Below are 18146 nucleotides of genomic sequence, written 5' to 3' on the forward strand. Positions count from 1 at the left end.
ACGGCCTCTTGGTGATGTCATGACGGATGTCGCGTGCCGTGGTGGGTAGGGCCATGCGTCATGAGCGTCGACAGGGTGCTGCCCAACATCGTCACCGATCGGGTCTCCGAGACCCGCGACTTCTACGTCGACCTGCTGGGATTCACGGTCAACTTCGCCGCCGACTGGTACGTGCAGATCTCCGCGCCCGGCGACGTGCGGCGTGAGATCGGCATATGGCGCCGTGATCACGAGCTGATCCCGGACGAGGCCGGCGGCCCGCCGGGCGGGGTCATCCTCACCGTCGTCGTGGACGACGTGGACGCCGTCCACGAGCGCGCGGTCGGCATGGGCGTGCCGGTGCTCGCCCCGCCGCGCGACCTGTTCTACGGCCAGCGGAGCTGCCTGGTACGGGATCCCAACGGCCTGGTCGTGGATGTTTCCACGCCTGTCGGGGACGACTTACCAAAGTAGGAATTGTCTCATTTTAGAGTAATTAAATTCCTTGCCGTGCGGGATCGGACGACGTTCTTGGCCATTGCTGAATGTTCTTCCGACCCGCCGCGGCATATTATCGGCTCGTGCCGAACCTGGGGCCCGTCGAGCTGCTGATCATCATAGTGGTCTTCGGATTCATCGCCGCCGTGACGGTGGCCCTGGTGCTGCTGGCCGTCCGCCTGGCGGGCGGGCGCAAGCCGCCGCCCCGCGAGCCCGACCTGGCCGCACGCGCCCGGGCACTGAAGTCGTCCGGTCATCCGGACCGCGCGATCATGCTCGTCCGCGGCGAGACCGGTATGTCATACGATGACGCGAGCCAGTTCGTGCACGGCCTCTGAGCCAGGCTCCATTTGCCTTTCCCCGAAGAGGAAGACCGCATGCGCAAATACGTCATCATGGGGGTGCAGGGCAGCGGCAAGGGCACGCAGAGCGCGCTGCTCGCCGCCGATCTCGACCTGGTCGACATCAGCGTCGGCGACATCTTCCGATGGCATGTCAAGAGCCACACCAAACTCGGCGCCCAGGTTCGCCGGGTGATGGCCAGGGGCGAACTGGTCGGCGACGACCTGGTCGAGGCCGTCGTGCGCGACCGCCTCCAGCAGCACGACTGGAACTACGGCTTCGTCATCGACGGCTTCCCGCGCAACCGCCGTCAGGCCGAGTTCTTCCTGGAGAGCTACGACATCGACGGCGTCATCCACCTCGACCTGCCCGACAAGGAGGTCTGGCGCCGCGTCCTGGCCCGCCGCCTGTGCTCCGGCTGCGGCATGGACTACAACCTGATCGCGCACCGCCCGGAGACCGACGGCCGCTGCGACGTCTGCGGCGGCGAGCTGGTCACCCGCGAGGACGACACCCCCGAGGCCCTCACCCGCCGCCTCGCGGAGTACCACGACAAGATCGACCCGGTGATCGACCTGTTCCGCGGCAAGGAGTACGTGATCACGGTCGACGCCCGCGCCGACCGGGCCACCGTGCAGCGCGAGATCCGCGAGCGGCTGGGGCTTCCGGCGTACACGCCCGCCGCGTGATCGTGCCATAGCCTGAGTCGCATGAGGTTCGGTGTCAACATCCTCAACTTCGGCGCCGGAACCGACGCCAGGGCCCTTTCCGCCTGGGCGCGGTTCGCCGAGGACGAGGGTTTCCACTTCGCGATGATCTCCGATCACGTGGCCGTGACCCCCGACGTCGCCGCGCAGTACCCGGCGCCGTTCTACGACCCCTTCACCGCGCTCGCCTGGCTCGCCGGGCGCACCTCGCGGATCGGGCTGGGCACCACCGTCGCCGTGCTCCCCTTCCGCTCCCCGCTGCTGACCGCCCGGATGGCCCAGGACATCGACGAGTTCAGCGGCGGCAGGATGATCCTCGGGGTCGGGGTGAGCTGGGCCGAACGCGAGTACGCCGCCCTCGGCCTGCCCTTCGGGCGGCGCGGGGCGATCACCGACGAGTACCTCGCGGTGATCAGGCGCTGCTGGACTGAGGACGAGACCTCGTTCGCGGGCGAGCGGGTCGCGTTCGCCTCCGTGACGGCGGGGCGCGCGGCCCCGCCCATCTGGGTGGGCGGCGCGAGCCCGGCGGCCATGCGGCGTGCCGTCCGCTTCGGCGACGCCTGGCACCCGCTGAACGTCCGCCTCGACCGCCTGCGCGACACCGAGCTGCCCACCCTGCGGCGGATCGCCGCCGAGGCAGGCCGTCCCGTGCCCGCCTTCGCCCCGAGGATCCCGCTGCACATCAGCCCCGAGCCCCTCACCGGCCCCGACCGCCTGGCCGGCCAGGGCACCCTCGACCAGATCCACGACGACTTGCTCGCCCTGGCCGCCCTCGGCGCCGAGCACGTCCTCTTCGACACCTACCGCGGCCCCGGTCACCCGCCCACCCCCGAAGCCGACCGCCAAGCCCTCCGCACCCTCGCCGGCCAAGCCCTCGACCTCCCCACCGGCACGATCCACCCCCGCTGACGTCGCGGACGTCAGGGGCGGGCGGAGGTGAGGATGTAGGTGGCGGTCAGGGCGGCCACGATGGCGGCCATGACCACCAGGGTGGTGGTCAGGCCGGTGTGGCGGAGGACCAGGCCGGCCGCGCAGGCGCCCGCGACGAGGGCGGCGATCTGGGCGGCGCAGCGGCCCAGGCGTGAGCGGTCCGGGCCGGGGATGAAGGGATCGGCGCCGAGCTTGGTGAGCGTGCCGGTCATGGTGGTCGTGACGATGTCGGGGATCTTCAACGGCCTGATGACCGCGTTGCGCACGCCCATGGAGAGCGCCAGCGTCGCGATCAGCGGATAGCGGGCGGCAGGTGCGGCGATCGGCAGCAGCACCGACTCCAGGGCGGTGAGGGCGTTCATCGCGAACTCCACGCTCATCCCCGCGATCAGCCTGCGGCGCAGGTCGCCCACGCGGGCGGTGAGCTGCCCGCCGAGCGCCGCGCCCACGAGGAAGCCCACGACGGAGACCAGCGAGGCGATGATCGAGAACGGCTGGGTGCCCGCGGCGGCGAACCCCACGATGAGCAGGTTGCCGGTCATGTTCGAGGTGAACACCTGGGCGATGCCCAGATACGTGGCGGCGTCGACCATCCCGCTCACGAAGGTGAGGCCGATCAGGACCGGCGGGGACGGGACGCCGCCGCCGTCCGACGCCATGATCGATCCTCCCTGCGCCCGTGCGGGTGACGGTCCGCCCCGAAGACTGCCGGGGAGATCCGCCGCGCGCACCGCCCGAAACGCCGGTCCCGCCGGCTCCTTTGCCGAACCTTCCACCGGGCTGGGAGTTCGGCCCCGGCGGCTACGGAGCGGACGGCAGGGCGTCCTGGAGCCTCTGACCGAGCCCCACCGCGTAGGCGGCCGTGAACGACTCGGCGCCCAGGACCTGCTCGGCGCGGCGGCGGACGCGGTCCTCCTCGTGGATGTCGGAGGCGGCGGCCGGAGTGCCGTGCTCGGTCCTGGCGGCTTGGGCGATCCCCAGCAGCCGGGCCGCCTCCGCCGGTTCGGCGACCGCCGCCAGCGCGCTGACGGCGCTCGCCACGGTGAACGGATCACCGATCCTCCACGCCGCCGCGTGCGCCTCCAGGAACAGCTCCCGCGCGGTGTCCGGGTCGTCCCGCCGCTCGGAGATGAACCCGAGTTCGATCAGCACCGTCGGCAGATGCAGTTCCGGCACCACGCCGGGACCCCTGGGAACCCCTTCCAGCATGGAGTTCAGGTGCTCCTCCGCCACCTCCAGCAGCCCGGCGCGGCGGGCGGCGAACCCGAGCCCCATCTGCGCGAAGAGCTTCCCCTGCCGGTTGCCCTGGGAGAGCGCCAGCCGCAGCGCCCGCGTCGAGTGGTCCATCGCCTGGCCGTAGTCGGCCCGCATCATCGCGCCCCAGCCCAGCCACGACAACCGGGCCGCCGCGTCCTGCCACAGCCCCAGCTCCTCGGCGATGGCCAGGCCCTCGGTGAACAGCCGCTCCGCCCGCTCGCGCTCACCCCGGAACTCGGCCAGCCCGCCCAGCCACTCCGTGGCCTGCAGGCGGCCCCACCGGTCGCCCAGCTCCCCGAACAGCCGCTCGCACTCAAGGCCGGTGCGTTCCAGCTCCGCGTGGTCGCGCAGGGTGAACGCCTCGCGGGCCAGGACGATCAGCGCCGCCGCGACGCCCCACCGGTCGTCCAGCTCGCGGAACGTGGCCAGCGCGCGCTCCGCGAGCGCGCGGGCGGCCGGCAGATCGGTCATGGTCAGGGCGATGAGCCACTGCGCGTGGGCCAGGTCGCGCGGGTCGTGCACGGCCCGCAGCGCCGCCTCGTGGTCGGCGTCCTCGCCGAGCATCCGGGTGAACGCGGCATGCCAGGCCGCCGCCTTCGCCCGATCGGCGTCCGGGGCCGGTCCCGGCGCGGCCAGCGCGATGTCCAGCGCCCGCCGCGCCTCGCGCAGCCTGCCCCGCAGGTACCAGTACCAGGCCAGCGCGTTGACCAGCCGCAGCGCGTCGGCGGCGGGCGCCGCGTCCAGCGCGCCGCGCAGGTTCGCCGTCTCGGCGTCCAGCAGGCGCAGCCACTCGGCCTGCGCGGGCCCGCGCAGGTGCGCCTCCGCCCGTACGGCCAGCGCCACGTAACACTCCACGTACGCCCGGCGGATCCGCTCGGCCTCGCCCGCGTCCTCCAGCCGCCTGCGGCAGTAGGCCGCCACCGACTCCAGCAGCCGGTAGCGCACCCCGGAGGGCCCCGCGACGACGGTCACCAGCGACCGGTCGACCAGCCGGGTGACCAGGTCCATCACGTCGAGCCCTGGGTCGCCGTCGCCGCAGACCACCTCGGCCGACTCCAGGGTGCAGCCGTCGGCCTGCACCGACAGCCGCCGCAGCACGACCCGCTCGGCGTCGCTGAGCAGCGTCCAGCTCCAGTCGATCATCGCGGACAGCGTCTGCTGGCGGGCCGGGGCGCCGCGCTGCCAGCCGGAGAGCACCCGGAAGCGGTCGTCGAGCCGGGCCACCAGCTCTTCAACGCCCAGCGCGCGCACCCGGGTGGCGGCCAGTTCCAGGGCGAGCGGCAGGCCGTCCAGGCGGCGGACGAGCTGCGCGACCACGGGCGCGTTGTCGGCGTTCAACGTGAAACCGCGCGCCGAGGCGGTCGCCCGCGCCACGAACAGCCGGACCGCCTCGGACCCGGCCACCTCGCCGAGATCGCCGCCCTCCGGGAGGACGAGCGGGGGCACGCCGTACAGGACCTCGCCCGCCACGCACAACGGCTCGCGGCTCGTGGCCAGCACGCGCAGGCCGGGGGCCGAGCGCAGCAGCGCCTCGGCCAGCTTGGCCGCCTGGTCAACCACGTGCTCGCAGTTGTCCAGGACCAGCAGCAGCCGCCGGTCGCGCAGGGCGTCCACGAGGCGTTCCGCAGGGTCGCCGGGGCCCGCGCCGTCCCGGATGTCCAGGGCGGCCAGGACGGCGTCGGCCGGCGAGCCGGTGTCGCGGTCGTAGGCCGCCAGCTCCACCAGCCAGACGCCGTCGGCGTGGTCGCCGGCGAGCCGGGCGGCGATCTCCAGCGCGAGCCGGGTCTTGCCGACGCCGCCGGGGCCGGTGAGCGTGACCAGCCGGTCGCCGCCGAGCAGCGCGGACACCTCGGTCACCGCCTCCTCGCGCCCGATCAGGCCGCTGACCGGGGCGGGCAGGTTCGTCGTCCGCCGCGGGGCGGGGCCGCGCAGCGCGGGGTCCTGCCGCAGGATCGCGGCGTGCAGCTCGGCCAGCTCGGGGGAGGGGTCCAGGCCCAGTTCCTCGGCGAGGCGTTCGCGCAGCTCGCCGTACGCGGCCAGGGCGTCGCTCTGGCGTCCGGCCCGGTAGAGCGCCTTCATGTGGACGGCACGCAGCCGCTCGCGCAGCGGATGCTCCGCCACCAACTCCGCGACGTCCATGGTCTCGCCCGCCGCCAGCCGCGTCTCGGCCAGCTCCTCGGCCGCCGACAGCCGGGCCTCCTCCAGCCGGGTGATCACCGGCCGGGCGAACTCGAAGTCGGCGAAGTCCGCGTAGGCGGCACCCCGCCAGAGGTCCAGCGCCTCGGCGAGGCGCTTGTCGGCGAGCAGGCGGGCGAACCGGGCGGCGTCCACGGCCTCGGGCTCGACCCGCAACTGGTAACCGGGCGCGCGGGACACGACGAGAGCCTTGCCGCCCGGTTCGGCCTCCTCCAGCGCGCGGCGGAGCTGGGAGACGCGCACCTGGAGCGCCGCCGCCGGGTTGCCCGGCGGGTCGTCCCCCCACAGGTCCTCGACCAGGCGATCGACCGACACCACCCGGCCCTCGTTGGCGAGCAGGTCGGCGAGCAGCGCCCGGACCTTGACCCCGGGGATCGTGACGATCTCTCCGGCGTCGGTCCAGACGGTGAGCGGGCCGAGGGTCCCAAAACGCATACGACCGACCCTAAGTGGCGGGGGGGGGGGGCCGCCCCCCCCGGGGGGGCCCCCCCCCCCCCCCCCCCCCCCCGCGGCGGGGGGGGGGGGCCCCCCCGCGGGGGGGCGGCCCCCCCCCCCCGCCACCGCGCACCCCTACGGTCGTAGCGGGAGACGCGGCCATCGGCGGATTCCCTTCGCCGCGAGATGCCGGACCGTGGGGGGTAACCAAGGAAAGGAATCCGCACATGAACACGCTCGCCATGGCGCCGCACTGGGGCGGAGGGTTCTGGCCGATCTTCCCGGTCTTCTGGCTGGTCTTCTGGGCAGCCGCCGTGACCCTGTTCGTCCGCGCCCGCCGCCGGGGCTGGAAGCCCCCGTTCCTCGCCACCGCCACCGGGTCGCCGTCCGGCCCGACCGACGCGGCCGAACGCCTCCTCGCCGAACGCTACGCCCGGGGGGAGATGAGCGACGACGAGTACCTTCAGCGGGTCTCGGTACTCAAAACCGGTTCATCCTGATCATCAGGGTGCCGCCGGTGGCAGAATCACACGATGACCTTGGATCCGGATCCACGCTTGCCGGGCCGTGGCGTCCGAGCCGCCTGCGGGGCCGTGGCCGGGATCCTGCTCCTGACCGCCATCGCGGTGTGCGTGATCCTCGGGATGGTTCTCTTCCCCGACATCGCCGGCTGCTGGGACAGCGAGTGCTGGCCGATCTACGCCCAGGCCCGCTGGGCGGCGTACATCCTCATCTGGCCCCTGCTCTACGCCATGTACGTCCGCCCGGCCTGGCCCGTCGCCCTGCTGGGAGCCGCCTTCACCGAGGCCGTCTGGGACATGGCCCGCCCGTTCGCCTGGGACCGCGACCTCAACTCCTTCTACCTGCTCATCGCCCTCAGCGCCATGATCGCCTACCCGATCGCCACCCTTGCCGCCGAGCCCCGCCTTCCCCTCCGCTACAGCGTCCTGCCGCCCGCGGCCTTCGCCGTGCTCTACCTCCTCGCCACCGCCGTGGAGTAGCCGCGGGCCGTAGGCTGAAGTTCGCTCGTGATGGACAGGAGGCTCAGGTGGCCGAGACGACGCTGACCGAGACCGCTGTGGGCGAGGTGCTGGCCGAGCTGGCCGCGCTCGACGACCCGAAGATCCGTGTCGTGAACCAGCGGCACGGCGACGACCACGGGGTGAACCTCGGCAAGCTCCGCGCCGTCGCCAAGCGGCTGAAGACGCAGCAGGAGCTCGCGATCCGGCTCTGGGCGACCGATGACACCGCGGCCAGGCTGCTGGCCCTCCTGATCTGCCGCCCTCGTGCGTTCGGGCGCGACGAGCTCGACGCCATGCTGCGCGAGGCCCGCGCGCCCAAGGTGCACGACTGGCTCGTGAACTACGTGGTGAAGAAGAACCCGCACGTCGAAGAACTGCGGGCGGCCTGGTTCGCCGACCCCGACCCGGCGGTCGCGAGCGCGGGCTGGGCGCTGACCACCGATCGGGTGGCGAAGAAGCCCGACGGCCTCGACCTCAGCGGACTGCTCGACACCATCGAGGCGGAGATGAAGACCGCCCCTGACCGCCTCCAGTGGGCGATGAACCACTGCCTGGCGCAGATCGGCATCGAGCACCCCGAACACCGCGCCCGCGCCCTCGACATCGGCGAGCGCCTTGAGGTCCTCAAGGACTACCCGACCTCCCCGGGCTGCACATCCCCGTTCGCCCCCACCTGGATCACCGAGATGGTGCGGCGTCAGCACGCCTAGACGCCCGTAAAAACTTGATGAACCTTCCCGGGTTCGGTGTGAGGGTGGGCTGGTGAGCGACACGCGTACCGTGGTCCTGGTCGAGGGGGCCAGCGACAAGGCGGCCGTCGAGGCGCTGGCCCGGCGCCGGGGGCGTGACCTGGACGCCGAAGCCGTCTCCGTGGTGGCGATGGGCGGGGCCACGAACATCGGGGCGTACATCGGGAGGTTCGGGCCCCTCGGTCGCGGCTTCCGGCTGGCCGGTCTGTGCGACGCCAGGGAGGAAGGCGTCTTCCAGCGGGCGCTTGGGCGCGCGGGGTTCGGGCCCCTGGCGGGCCGGGACGATCTGGAGGCGCACGGGTTCTTCGTGTGCGTCGCCGACCTTGAGGACGAGCTGATCCGCGCGCTCGGCACGGACACGGTCGAGCGCGTCGTCGAGGCCGGGGGCGAGCTCGGCGCGTTCCGCACTCTGCAGAAGCAGCCCGCCTGGCGCGGCGGCGCCACCCATGACCAGTTGCGCCGGTTCATGGGCTCCGGCTCCGGCCGCAAGCTCCGCTACGCAGCCCCGTTCGTCGAGGCGCTCGACCCCGATCGCGTGCCACGGCCGCTGGACGCCCTGCTGGCCCACCTGCTGGGCAGCAGGCGGTAGCGCCGCCCGCAGCAGGTTCATCGGTGCTGTTGCGGATATGAGGAAAAATGGTGAAATGCGCGAGCCGATGCCAGGGGCGATGCCCCTTCCACCGGGCGGATACGAGAGTAAGGTGAGCGGGTGAGCAGGGCAGGCGGGAACGCGCGGTGACCACGGAGGTGCGTGAGCCGCTCGATCTCCCCGAGCCCCCCGCGAAGGGCGGGCGGCCCGGCAGGAGCCCCCGTGGGCGGGTGCCGTGGATGCTGGTGGTGCCCGCGCTGCTCGGGCTGGTGTTCCTGATCTTCCCGCTCGCGGGGCTGGTGATCCGGGCGCCGTGGTCGACCATGGGGGAGCGGCTGGCCGAGCCGCACGTGCTGGAGGCGTTGCGGCTGTCCCTGGTCACCGCGACCATCGCCACCGCCGTGTGCGTGGTGCTCGGGGTGCCGCTGGCCTGGTTGCTGGCCCGGGTGCCGTTTCCCGGCCGGGGGCTGGTCCGGGCGCTGGTCACGATTCCGCTCGTGCTGCCACCGGTCGTGGGCGGCGTCGCGCTGCTGCTGGTGCTCGGCCGCAGGGGGCTGGCGGGGCAGTGGCTGGAGACGGTCTTCGGGTTCTCACTGCCGTTCACCACCGCCGCCGTGGTCGTCGCGGAGGCGTTCGTGGCCATGCCGTTCCTGGTGATCAGCGTGGAGGGCGCGCTGCGCGGGGCCGACGATCGGTACGAGGAGGCGGCGGCCACCCTGGGGGCGTCACGCTGGACGATCTTCCGGCGGGTCACCGTGCCGCTGGTCGTGCCGGGAATCGTGGCGGGCGCGGTGCTGTGCTGGGCCCGCGCGCTGGGGGAGTTCGGCGCGACGATCACGTTCGCCGGCAACTTCCCCGGGGTGACGCGCACCATGCCGCTCGCCGTCTACCTGGCGCTGGAGACCGACCCCGAGTCGGCCATCGTGCTGAGCCTGATCCTGCTGGTGGTCTCGGTGGCGATCCTCGCGGGGCTGCGCGACCGCTGGGTGGCGGCCCCGTGACCCTGCACGCGCGCCTGATCGTCGAGCGCCCCCGGTTCCGCCTCGATGTCGAGCTGACCGTCGCGGCGGGGCAGGTCGTGGCGCTGCTCGGCCCCAACGGGGCGGGCAAGACCACCGCGCTGCGCGCGATGGCCGGGCTCACCCCGATCACCGACGGCCGGGTCTACCTGGACGGCAGGCCGCTGCACACCATGCCCGTCGAACAGCGCCCGATCGGCGTGGTGTTCCAGGACTACCTGCTGTTCCCCCACCTGTCCGCGCTGGACAACGTGGCCTTCGGTCCGCGCTGCCAGGGCGCGTCCAAGCGGGAGTCGCGCCGCACGGCGGGCGAGTGGCTGGAACGCGTCGGCCTGTCCGAGTACGCCGGGGTCCGCCCGCGCCGCCTGTCCGGGGGGCAGGCCCAGCGGGTGGCGCTGGCCAGGGCGCTGGCCGTCCATCCGCGCCTGCTGCTGCTCGACGAGCCGCTCGCCGCACTCGACGCGCACACCCGCCTGACCGTGCGCTCCCAGCTCCGCGCCCACCTGGCCGACTTCGACGGCGCCACCGTGCTGGTCACGCACGACCCCCTGGACGCCATGGTGCTCGCCGACCACCTGGTGGTGATCGAGGAAGGCGCGATCGTGCAGCAGGGCACCCCGGCCCAGGTGGCGAGGCGGCCCCGCACCGACTACGTGGCCCGGCTGGTCGGGCTCAACCTCTACCGGGCCACGGCGCACGCCGAGGGCGTGACGGCGGGCGGCGTGGTGTTCAGCGTCGCCGAGCCGCTGCCGGAGCCCGCCACGGGACCGGTGTTCGTCGCGTTCCGGCCGTCGGCCGTGGCCCTCTACCGGTCCCGTCCCGACGGCACGCCGCGCAACCTGTGGCGGGCGGTGATCGACGGCATGGAACGCCATGGCGACAACGTGCGGATCCACCTGAACGGGCCGATCGCGGCGGGAGCCGACGTCACCCCGGCCGCCGTGGCCGATCTCGGGCTGGCCGCCGGGCAGGAGGTCTGGGCCGCGGTGAAGGCGACGGAGACGTACGCCTATCCCGCCTGAGATCGCGTGATCTCTGATCATTTCCGACCGCCCGAACCCCGGGATAGCCGCAGAGTCGTTCACGAACACGATCTCACTCGTTCATCATCGATCGAGTGAGCGATCGTTCCAAGCCGCCGCGACATGCTTCCGCAGGGTTCGCCACCTGCGGCCGGACGGTCTATGATCGGATTCGACCGGACCGTGCGGAGCATGACCATTGAAAGACGTGACGACCGTGGGCGAGACCCAGGCGCCGGGCGACGGCCGCCGTCCGGTGTTCGCCGCCGAGCGCCGCCGGCGCATCATCGAACTGCTGCGGACCAACGGAGCCGTGTCGTTGCGCGAGCTGGCCGACGCGGTCGGCTCCTCCGAGGTCACCGTCCGGCGCGATCTGCGCGCCCTTGAGGGCGAGGGGCTGATCAGCCGGCACCACGGCGGCGCGACCCTCCCGGGCGAGTCGTCCAGAGAGCCCTCTCACGCGCAGCGGGCGCAGGTCTCCGCCGCAGAGAAGGGCGCCATCGCCGACCTCGCCGCCTCTCTGGTGGCCGACGGCGACGCCATCGTGGTCGGCCCCGGCAGCACCACCCAGGAGTTCGCCAGGCGGCTGACCCGCCACACCGAGCTGGCCGTGGTCACCAACTCGCTGCTGGTGGCGCAGGAACTGGCCGGGTCGCCGCGCATCGAGGTGGTCCTCACCGGCGGCACGCTGCGCGGCTCGATCCACGCCCTGGTCGGCAGCGCCGCCGAGCACTCGCTCGCGGGGCTGCGGGTGCGCCGGGCGTTCGTCTCGGGCAACGGGCTCACCGCCGAGCGCGGCCTCTCCACGCTGAACATGCAGGTCGCGGGCATGGACCGGGCGCTCGCGGCGGCGGCGGAGGAGGTCGTGGTGCTGGCCGACCACACCAAGATCGGCGTCGACACGCTGGTCCAGACGGTCGCCCTGGAGCAGGTCGGCCATCTGGTCACCGACACCGGCGCCCCTGGCGACGTTCTGGACGAACTGGGCGTCCGAGGTGTCCGCCTGCACGTCGCCCACGCCTGATGTGAGGTAGAAAAGGGGGCTGACGGTAGGTCCGCTGATCGGAATTGATCGTCCGTGACGGGATCATGGCCCTTCCGTTACTGGATCGTTTCCTCGTCGGATCAGCATCGATCCCAGCGAGTCAGGAAAAGAGCGATGAGCGGTACGGTTCTGCAAGCCGCCGGGGTGTCGAAGACGTTCGAAGGGGTTCGCGCCCTTGACCACGTCTCCTTCGCCATAGGGCCCGGTGAGGTGCACGCGCTCGTGGGAAGTAACGGCGCGGGCAAGTCCACGCTGGTCAAAGTGCTGTCCGGGGTCTACCAGCCGGACGCGGGCGAGTTGCGCATGCACGGCGAGCCGATCGAGTTCGCCGCGCCCGCCCAGGCCCGCCGCGCCGGTATCGCCACGATCCACCAGGAGAACACTCTCCTCCCACCGATGAGTGTGGCACGCAATCTTTTCCTTGGAAAGGAACCGCGCAGCCGATTCGGTTTGATCGACTTCGCCCGGATGCACGCCGAGGCCGATCAGGTCATCCAGTCGTACGGCATGCGCCTCGACGTGCGCCGCCCGCTCGACTCCCTGCCGCCCGGCACCCGCCAGCTCGTCGCGATGGCCAAGGCCGCCTGGGCGGACGCCCGCGTGATCATCATGGACGAGCCGACGGTCGGCCTGGATCCGGGGGAGTCGGAGACGCTGTTCCGCGCCATCGCCCGGCTGCGCGACCACGGCCGGTCCGTCATCTACGTCAGCCCCCGGCTGGAGGAGCTCTACCGGATCTGCGACACGGTGACCGTGCTGCGCGAGGGCAGGGTCGTGCACACCGGGGCCCTGTCCGAGATCGACCGCGTCGGGCTCGTCTCGCTGATGCTCGGCCGTCCGCTCCGGCAGGCCCCTCCGGGCACCGGCCCCGCCGACGCGCCCGCCGCCTCGCCCGTCGTGGATCTGGGCTCGAAGCCGGTCACGATGAGCGCTCCCGTCGTCCTCGACACGCCGTCCTCTGGGCTGCACACGCCCAAGCAGACGATGATCCCCACCTGCTGGAGTGCGGGGTGAAATAACCCCGCTCTTTCCCGTATCGGACATGTCGGACGTTGTCATGACCCGCCATGCCGGGACATCCTTGAGTGTGACTGGAAAATCGGGCTCCAGAAGGACTGGAATGACCAGAGTTCAGACTCTCGGAATCATGCGCCGATTAGCCGTCGCCATGCTCGCCCTCCTGTTTATCCCGGTCGCGTTCGCCGTACCGGCGAGCGCGAGCAGCCCCGTAGTGGCCTGCGGCGACGTCCTCACCACCAGCGTCACGCTGACGACCGACCTGATGTGCCCCGGCGCGGGGCTCACCGTCGACGCCGACGACGTCGTGCTCGACCTGAACGGCCACACCGTCACCGGCACGGGCCAGGGGGCGGGGGTGACGGTCGACGGCAACACCGGCACGGTGGTCAAGAACGGCACGATCGTCGGGTTCACCACCGGCGTGAACGCCTGGCGGTCCACGATCACGCTGTCCGCCGTCCGCCTCATCGGCACGAACCTGTACTCCAAGGCCAGCACGGTCCAGGTCGGCGGCACGCTCTCCACCTGCCGCCTGGACGGCCTCGTCTACCGCGAGGGCCAGGGCCTCACCATCGACCGCTGCACCCTGCACGGCGACGCCTGGATCTTCAGCACCCGCGGCCCGCTCGCGATCAAGAACAGCGTGCTGTCCGGCGGCAGGCTGGACATCGGCCAGGCCGACAACGGCGAGTACTCGGGCAACGTCTTCGACAACTTCCCGGTGTCGCTGGGCATCGAGAGCCGCCGCAACGTGTTCTCCGCCAACCTGTTCAGGAACGCGGTCACCGCGCTGAGCGTGGACGCCGTGATCGTCCCCGCGAACGCCACCAGGGTCGAGCGGAACGTGTTCTCAGGCAACGACATCGGCATCCGCGCGGAACGGCGGATCCGCAACATCGTCATCCGCAACAACCTGTTCCGCGCCAACCGCAGCGCAGGGGCGCTGCTGGAGAACACGGTCACCTCGGCCAGCCCCGACCCGATCTCCGGCAACCTGTTCATCGAGAACGGCCACGACCCGAGCGGCATCAGCGACGGCGCCGGCACCCTGGTGCGCGGCGGCCTGCACCTGCGCACCGTCGTCACGGCGCCCGCGCGGATCGCCCTGGAGCGCAACACCGGCTACGGCAACGCCGGCTACCTGATCTGGGCTCCACCCGGCCAGGTCATCGACAGCGGCGGCAACAAGGGATCCTGCCTGCCGCTCCCCAACCCCGACCTGACCTGTTCCTGAACCTCTGGCTCCTCGACTTTCTGGCTCCTGAACTCTCTGGACCGCTTTCCCCGGTCCGCGCGGAAGCGTCGGTCCGGCATGTCCGCCAACAGTAGGAGAAGGAGATCCATGATCCCGTTACGCCTCCGAGCGCTCACACTCGTGTGCGCGCTCGCAGCCGCCCTCGCGGTGGCTCTGCCCGCGAGGGCGCACGCCCTGGTGGTGAACTGCGGTGACACGCTGACCGGCAGCGTCACCCTCACCGCGGACCTGACCTGCGCCGGTCACGCGCTCACCGTAGACGCGGACAACGTGACGATCGACCTGAACGGTCACGAGATCATCGGCAACGGCACCGGCAACGCGATCACCGTCAGAGCACGCAAGGGGATAAGCGTCAGCAACGGGGTGATTCGCAACTTCGCCAATGGGGTGCACGCCTCGTTCGGTTCCACCGTCGTCCTCACCGGCGTCCGGCTCCTCGCGGCGCGGATCTACGCGAATCCCGGCGGCAACGTCACCGCCACGGGAAGCCTCAGCACCTGTGCGGTCAGCGGAGCGTCGATGAGCCTGCGCAGCCTCCTGGTCATCCAGGGCTGTCGCGTGACCGGAACCTTGAGCCTGTCCGAGTCCGGTGGTTCGGCAATCCGCGACAGCGTGCTGACCGATGGCGAGATCACGCTCTTCCAGACCGGCGGAAGCACCTTCACCGGCAACGTCTTCGACGACTTCCCGGTGTACAACGGGCATGATCTTCGTTCCAACCTGTGGAGGGAGAACGAGTTCAAGAACGCCGCCACGGCCTTCATCGCCAGACCGGAGTACCGGCAGGACAGGGCGACCATCGTGGAGAACAACTTCTTCCACGACAACGACATCGGTCTGCACGGCGACGGCACCCGCAACGTGATCGTGCGGAACAACTTCTTCGCGCTCAACGGCACCGCCGGGATGTACCTGACGAACGACTACCCGATGGTGAGCCCGGACGCGTTGTCAGGGAACGTGTTCGTCGACAACGGCCGCAGCCCGAGCGGGCTCACCGACCCCGACGGCAACAGCGTACGGGGCGGCATCCACATCAGGACCACCACCGCCGACCCGGTGCGGCGGATCACGATCGCCGGCAACTCCGGCAGCGGCAACGGCGGGTACATGATCTGGGCGCCGCCCGGCATGGTGGTGGACGGCGGTGGCAACCAGGGCCCCTGCCTGCCGACGCCCAACCCCGACCTGACCTGCTACTGACGCTCAGCTCAGACAGAACTCGTTGCCCTCAGGGTCGCGCATGGTGACCGCGTAGTAGTCGGCCATGCCGCCGTCGGGGACCACCGACACCAGGGTCGCGCCGAGGCCGGTCAGCCGGTCGGCCTCGGCGTCGATCCGCTCTCTGCGGATCTCCACCGGCACCGAGCGGCCCTCGGTCAGCCGCACGTCGAGGTGCAGGCGGTTCTTGACGACCTTGGCCTCCGGGACCTTCTGGAACCAGATGGACGGGCCCACGCCTTCGGGATCGACGATCGCGTCGTAGCCGTCGGGGATCTCCTCGTCGAGCCCCCGGTCGGCCCAGTAGGCCGCCCAGGTGGCGAAGCCGTCGGGCGGCTCCTCCAGCCGGTAGTGCAGCGCCTCGGCCCAGAAGCGGGCCATCCGGTCGGGGTCGGAACAGTCGAACGTCACCTGGAAGCCACGTGCCATGCGACCGATCCTGCCCGGCCGGACCGACATTTCTACGAGCGCCCCCGGGACTTGTCGGTGACGCGCTTGAGGATGCGTTCGAGCGCGGTGCCGAACGGGTTGTCCTGCACCATGTAGGTCCAGGTGGCGCTGGGCCGCTGCAGCCCGGCGCGGTCGAGGTCGAAGCCGTCGGCGGTGATCTCGGCGTCGTCGAAGGCGGCCAGCGACTCCTCCTCGACCTCGGCGAGCAGCCGCTGGTAGGCGGTGACCGCCTCGCGGTGGAACTCGTCGAGCGGGTTCATCCGGCCGAGCACCCGCAGGTGGATGCCCTCACGAAGGTCGGTGAGGAAGGCCATGTGGCGGGTCCAGCCCGCGTCGAGGTGGTAGAGCACGATCTGCCTGGCCGCGTCGTGCAGGATCTCCTCGCCCGCGGTTTCCAGCAGTTCGGCCCAGCGCTCCGGCCTGGCCTCGGCGAGCGCGTCGGCCGCGGTGTCGCCCTGGAGCACCTTGTCACGGCGTTCCAGGACCATCGCGCGCTGGCGTTCCAGCAGCCGCGTGTAGCGCCAGGTGTTGCGGTGGATCTCCAGGTTGGCGCCCTCGGCGACGCGCTGGGCGTGGCCGACGATGTGCTCGCCGCGGCGGTTCCTGACCACGCCGTCGCGGTCGGCGGCGGGCGGGCGCTCGTCCGGGGCGTACCGGGTGATCAGCTCGTCCTCCAGGCTCACGTAGAAGACCGAGCCGCCGGGGTCGCCCTGGCGTCCGGCCCGGCCGCGGAGCTGGTCGTCCAGGCGGCTGCTGCCGTGCCTGCCGGAGCCGAGCACGTACAGGCCGCCCAGCTCGGCGACGCCGTCGCCGAGGCGGATGTCGGTGCCGCGCCCTGCCATCTGGGTGGAGACCGTGATCGCGTCGCGCTCGCCCGCCCTGGCGATGATCGACGCCTCCTCGGCGTCGTTCTTGGCGTTGAGCACCACGCAGTCGATGCCGCGCCCGCGCAGGGTCAGCGCCAGGCGTTCGGACTCGGCCACGTCGAGCGTGCCGATCAGGATGGGACGGCCGGTCGCGTGCACCTCGACGATCTTGTGCGCCAGCGCCATGTCGCGGTCGGTGACGGTGGCGTAGAGGACGTCGGGCTCGTCGGTGCGGACGCAGGGCTTGTTCGGCGATATCGCGGCGACCTGGAGCTCGTAGAACTCGGTGAGCTGCTCGCCGACGGCCACCGCCGTGCCGGTCATGCCGCACTTCTCGGGATAGCGGGTGATGAGGCCCTGGATGGTGATCGAGTCCAGGATCTCGCCGGTCTCGCTGGCGGGCAGCGCCTCCTTGGCCTCGACCGCCGCCTGCAGGCCGTCCGGCCAGCGCTGGAGCAGCGCGACCCGGCCCCGCGATGGGTTGATGAGCTGCACCCGGCCGTCGCGGACGATGTAGTCGATGTCGCGGGTCAGCAGCGCGTGGGCGTGCAGCGCCAGGTTGACCTCGGTGACCTTCTCCGGCGTGTCGTAGAGGTTGACGTCGTCGCCGAGAGCCTCCTCCACCGCGTCGGTGCCGAGCGGGGTCAGGTAGACGTTGCGGCCCTGCTCGTCGATCTCGTAGTGGTAGCCCCGCACGAGCTGCCGCACCAGGGCGGCCATGGACGGCACGCTGGTGCCCGGATCGGCCGCCCCGGCCAGCACCAGCGGCACCCTGGCCTCGTCCACGAGCACCGAGTCGGCCTCGTCGATGAGGGCCACGTTGGGCTCGGGCACCACCAGATCGGCGGGGGAGGTGACCATCCGGTCGCGCAGCACGTCGAAGCCGATCTCGCTGACCGAGCCGTACGTGACGTCCTTGGCGTACGCCTCGCGGCGCTCCTCACGGGTGGAGGACTGGCCGATCCAGCCCACGCTGACGCCGAGGGCCTCGTAGAGCGGGCCCATCCACTCAGCGTCGCGCCGTGCCAGGTAGTCGTTGACGGAGATCACGTGGACCCGCTTGCCGGAAAGGGCGTATCCGGCGGCGGCCATCGCGCCGGAGAGGGTCTTGCCCTCACCGGTGGCCATCTCCGCGACGTGTCCGGCGAGCAGCGCGAGCATGCCGGTGAGCTGCACGTCGTAGGGCCGCAGGCCGAGCGTGCGGTCGGCGGCCTCGCGCATGATCGCGCAGAACTCCGGCAGGTCGTCCAGGGACGGCGCGGGCAGCTCGTCGAGCGCGCCGATCCGGTCGGTGTGCCTGGCCGCGTCGGCGACCACCCGCTCAAACTGGGTGATGTCCAGCGATCCAGGACGCTGCAGGAGGCGGCGGAACAACTGCGGTAAAGAGGCCACGAACCCTCCAACGAGTCGTTCGAGGGACACGTTCCCCGAAGCTTCACCAGTATGCCCTTAGCCCGGGGCCGCGCGCCTCAGCCGCGCTCGCGGAAAACCGCCGGTGCGGGATGCCGCCGGTTTCCCCGGCATACATGACAGTCGCTGAC

At 71.6% G+C, this 18146-nt stretch carries 18 protein-coding genes; 14 read left to right on the top strand and 4 right to left on the bottom strand.

Annotated features, from left to right (window positions below):
* Nucleotides 1–60: 60 nt before the first annotated feature.
* The 4 genes from P3X83_RS31795 to P3X83_RS31810 all read left to right on the top strand — a co-directional run bounded on the left by P3X83_RS31795 (nt 61) and on the right by P3X83_RS31810 (nt 2435).
* Nucleotides 61–453, top strand: a complete 393-nt coding sequence (locus tag P3X83_RS31795; RefSeq protein ID WP_277308991.1) for a VOC family protein — start codon at nt 61–63, stop codon at nt 451–453.
* Between the two features lie 107 nt (nt 454–560).
* The gene (locus P3X83_RS31800; RefSeq protein WP_277308992.1) at nt 561–815 is read left to right on the top strand and encodes a hypothetical protein; all 255 of its coding nucleotides are present in this window, start codon (nt 561–563) and stop codon (nt 813–815) included.
* A gap of 39 nt (nt 816–854) precedes the next feature.
* Nucleotides 855–1508, top strand: coding sequence for a nucleoside monophosphate kinase (locus P3X83_RS31805; RefSeq protein ID WP_277308993.1), 654 nt, complete (start codon nt 855–857; stop codon nt 1506–1508).
* A 21-nt stretch (nt 1509–1529) separates the two neighbouring features.
* Nucleotides 1530–2435: a TIGR03619 family F420-dependent LLM class oxidoreductase gene (locus tag P3X83_RS31810; protein WP_277308994.1), complete on the top strand. Its 906-nt coding sequence runs from the start codon at nt 1530–1532 to the stop codon at nt 2433–2435.
* Between the two features lie 11 nt (nt 2436–2446).
* On the opposite strand, the gene P3X83_RS31815 is transcribed toward P3X83_RS31810, so the two are convergent.
* Both P3X83_RS31815 and P3X83_RS31820 read right to left on the bottom strand, forming a co-directional pair.
* Entirely contained in the window at nt 2447–3115 is a 669-nt protein-coding gene (locus P3X83_RS31815; protein WP_277308995.1) for a YoaK family protein, read from the bottom strand.
* A gap of 142 nt (nt 3116–3257) precedes the next feature.
* Entirely contained in the window at nt 3258–6344 is a 3087-nt protein-coding gene (locus P3X83_RS31820; RefSeq protein ID WP_277308996.1) for a BTAD domain-containing putative transcriptional regulator, read from the bottom strand.
* A 227-nt stretch (nt 6345–6571) separates the two neighbouring features.
* On the opposite strand from P3X83_RS31820, the gene P3X83_RS31825 reads away from it, so the two are divergent.
* The 10 genes from P3X83_RS31825 to P3X83_RS31870 all read left to right on the top strand — a co-directional run bounded on the left by P3X83_RS31825 (nt 6572) and on the right by P3X83_RS31870 (nt 15271).
* Nucleotides 6572–6844, top strand: coding sequence for an SHOCT domain-containing protein (locus P3X83_RS31825; RefSeq protein WP_277308997.1), 273 nt, complete (start codon nt 6572–6574; stop codon nt 6842–6844).
* 33 nt (nt 6845–6877) lie between these two features.
* On the top strand, nt 6878–7345 hold the full coding sequence (locus P3X83_RS31830) for a hypothetical protein (protein ID WP_277308998.1): 468 nt from the start codon (nt 6878–6880) through the stop codon (nt 7343–7345).
* Nucleotides 7346–7407: 62 nt separating this feature from the next.
* The gene (locus P3X83_RS31835) at nt 7408–8076 is read left to right on the top strand and encodes a DNA alkylation repair protein (protein WP_277309085.1); all 669 of its coding nucleotides are present in this window, start codon (nt 7408–7410) and stop codon (nt 8074–8076) included.
* A 52-nt stretch (nt 8077–8128) separates the two neighbouring features.
* Nucleotides 8129–8704, top strand: coding sequence for a TOPRIM nucleotidyl transferase/hydrolase domain-containing protein (locus P3X83_RS31840; RefSeq protein ID WP_277308999.1), 576 nt, complete (start codon nt 8129–8131; stop codon nt 8702–8704).
* 239 nt (nt 8705–8943) lie between these two features.
* Nucleotides 8944–9705, top strand: coding sequence for an ABC transporter permease (locus P3X83_RS31845; RefSeq protein ID WP_277309086.1), 762 nt, complete (start codon nt 8944–8946; stop codon nt 9703–9705).
* Nucleotides 9702–10745, top strand: a complete 1044-nt coding sequence (locus tag P3X83_RS31850) for an ABC transporter ATP-binding protein (protein ID WP_277309000.1) — start codon at nt 9702–9704, stop codon at nt 10743–10745. The genes P3X83_RS31845 and P3X83_RS31850 overlap by 4 nt, the downstream gene beginning before the upstream one ends.
* 208 nt (nt 10746–10953) lie before the next feature.
* Nucleotides 10954–11769, top strand: coding sequence for a DeoR/GlpR family DNA-binding transcription regulator (locus tag P3X83_RS31855; RefSeq protein WP_277309001.1), 816 nt, complete (start codon nt 10954–10956; stop codon nt 11767–11769).
* 135 nt (nt 11770–11904) lie between these two features.
* Complete coding sequence (locus P3X83_RS31860; protein ID WP_277309002.1) at nt 11905–12804, top strand: ATP-binding cassette domain-containing protein; 900 nt, start codon at nt 11905–11907, stop codon at nt 12802–12804.
* Between the two features lie 133 nt (nt 12805–12937).
* On the top strand, nt 12938–14044 hold the full coding sequence (locus P3X83_RS31865) for a hypothetical protein (RefSeq protein WP_277309003.1): 1107 nt from the start codon (nt 12938–12940) through the stop codon (nt 14042–14044).
* A gap of 108 nt (nt 14045–14152) precedes the next feature.
* The gene (locus tag P3X83_RS31870) at nt 14153–15271 is read left to right on the top strand and encodes a right-handed parallel beta-helix repeat-containing protein (RefSeq protein WP_277309004.1); all 1119 of its coding nucleotides are present in this window, start codon (nt 14153–14155) and stop codon (nt 15269–15271) included.
* 3 nt (nt 15272–15274) lie between these two features.
* On the opposite strand, the gene P3X83_RS31875 is transcribed toward P3X83_RS31870, so the two are convergent.
* Together P3X83_RS31875 and secA2 are read right to left on the bottom strand one after the other, a co-directional pair.
* Nucleotides 15275–15718, bottom strand: a complete 444-nt coding sequence (locus P3X83_RS31875) for a VOC family protein (RefSeq protein ID WP_277309005.1) — start codon at nt 15716–15718, stop codon at nt 15275–15277.
* A 32-nt stretch (nt 15719–15750) separates the two neighbouring features.
* The gene (secA2, locus tag P3X83_RS31880) at nt 15751–17997 is read right to left on the bottom strand and encodes an accessory Sec system translocase SecA2 (RefSeq protein ID WP_277309006.1); all 2247 of its coding nucleotides are present in this window, start codon (nt 17995–17997) and stop codon (nt 15751–15753) included.
* Nucleotides 17998–18146: the final 149 nt, after the last annotated feature.

The sequence above is a fragment of the Spongiactinospora sp. TRM90649 genome (genome assembly GCF_029382225.1).
Lineage (GTDB): Bacteria > Actinomycetota > Actinomycetes > Streptosporangiales > Streptosporangiaceae > Spongiactinospora.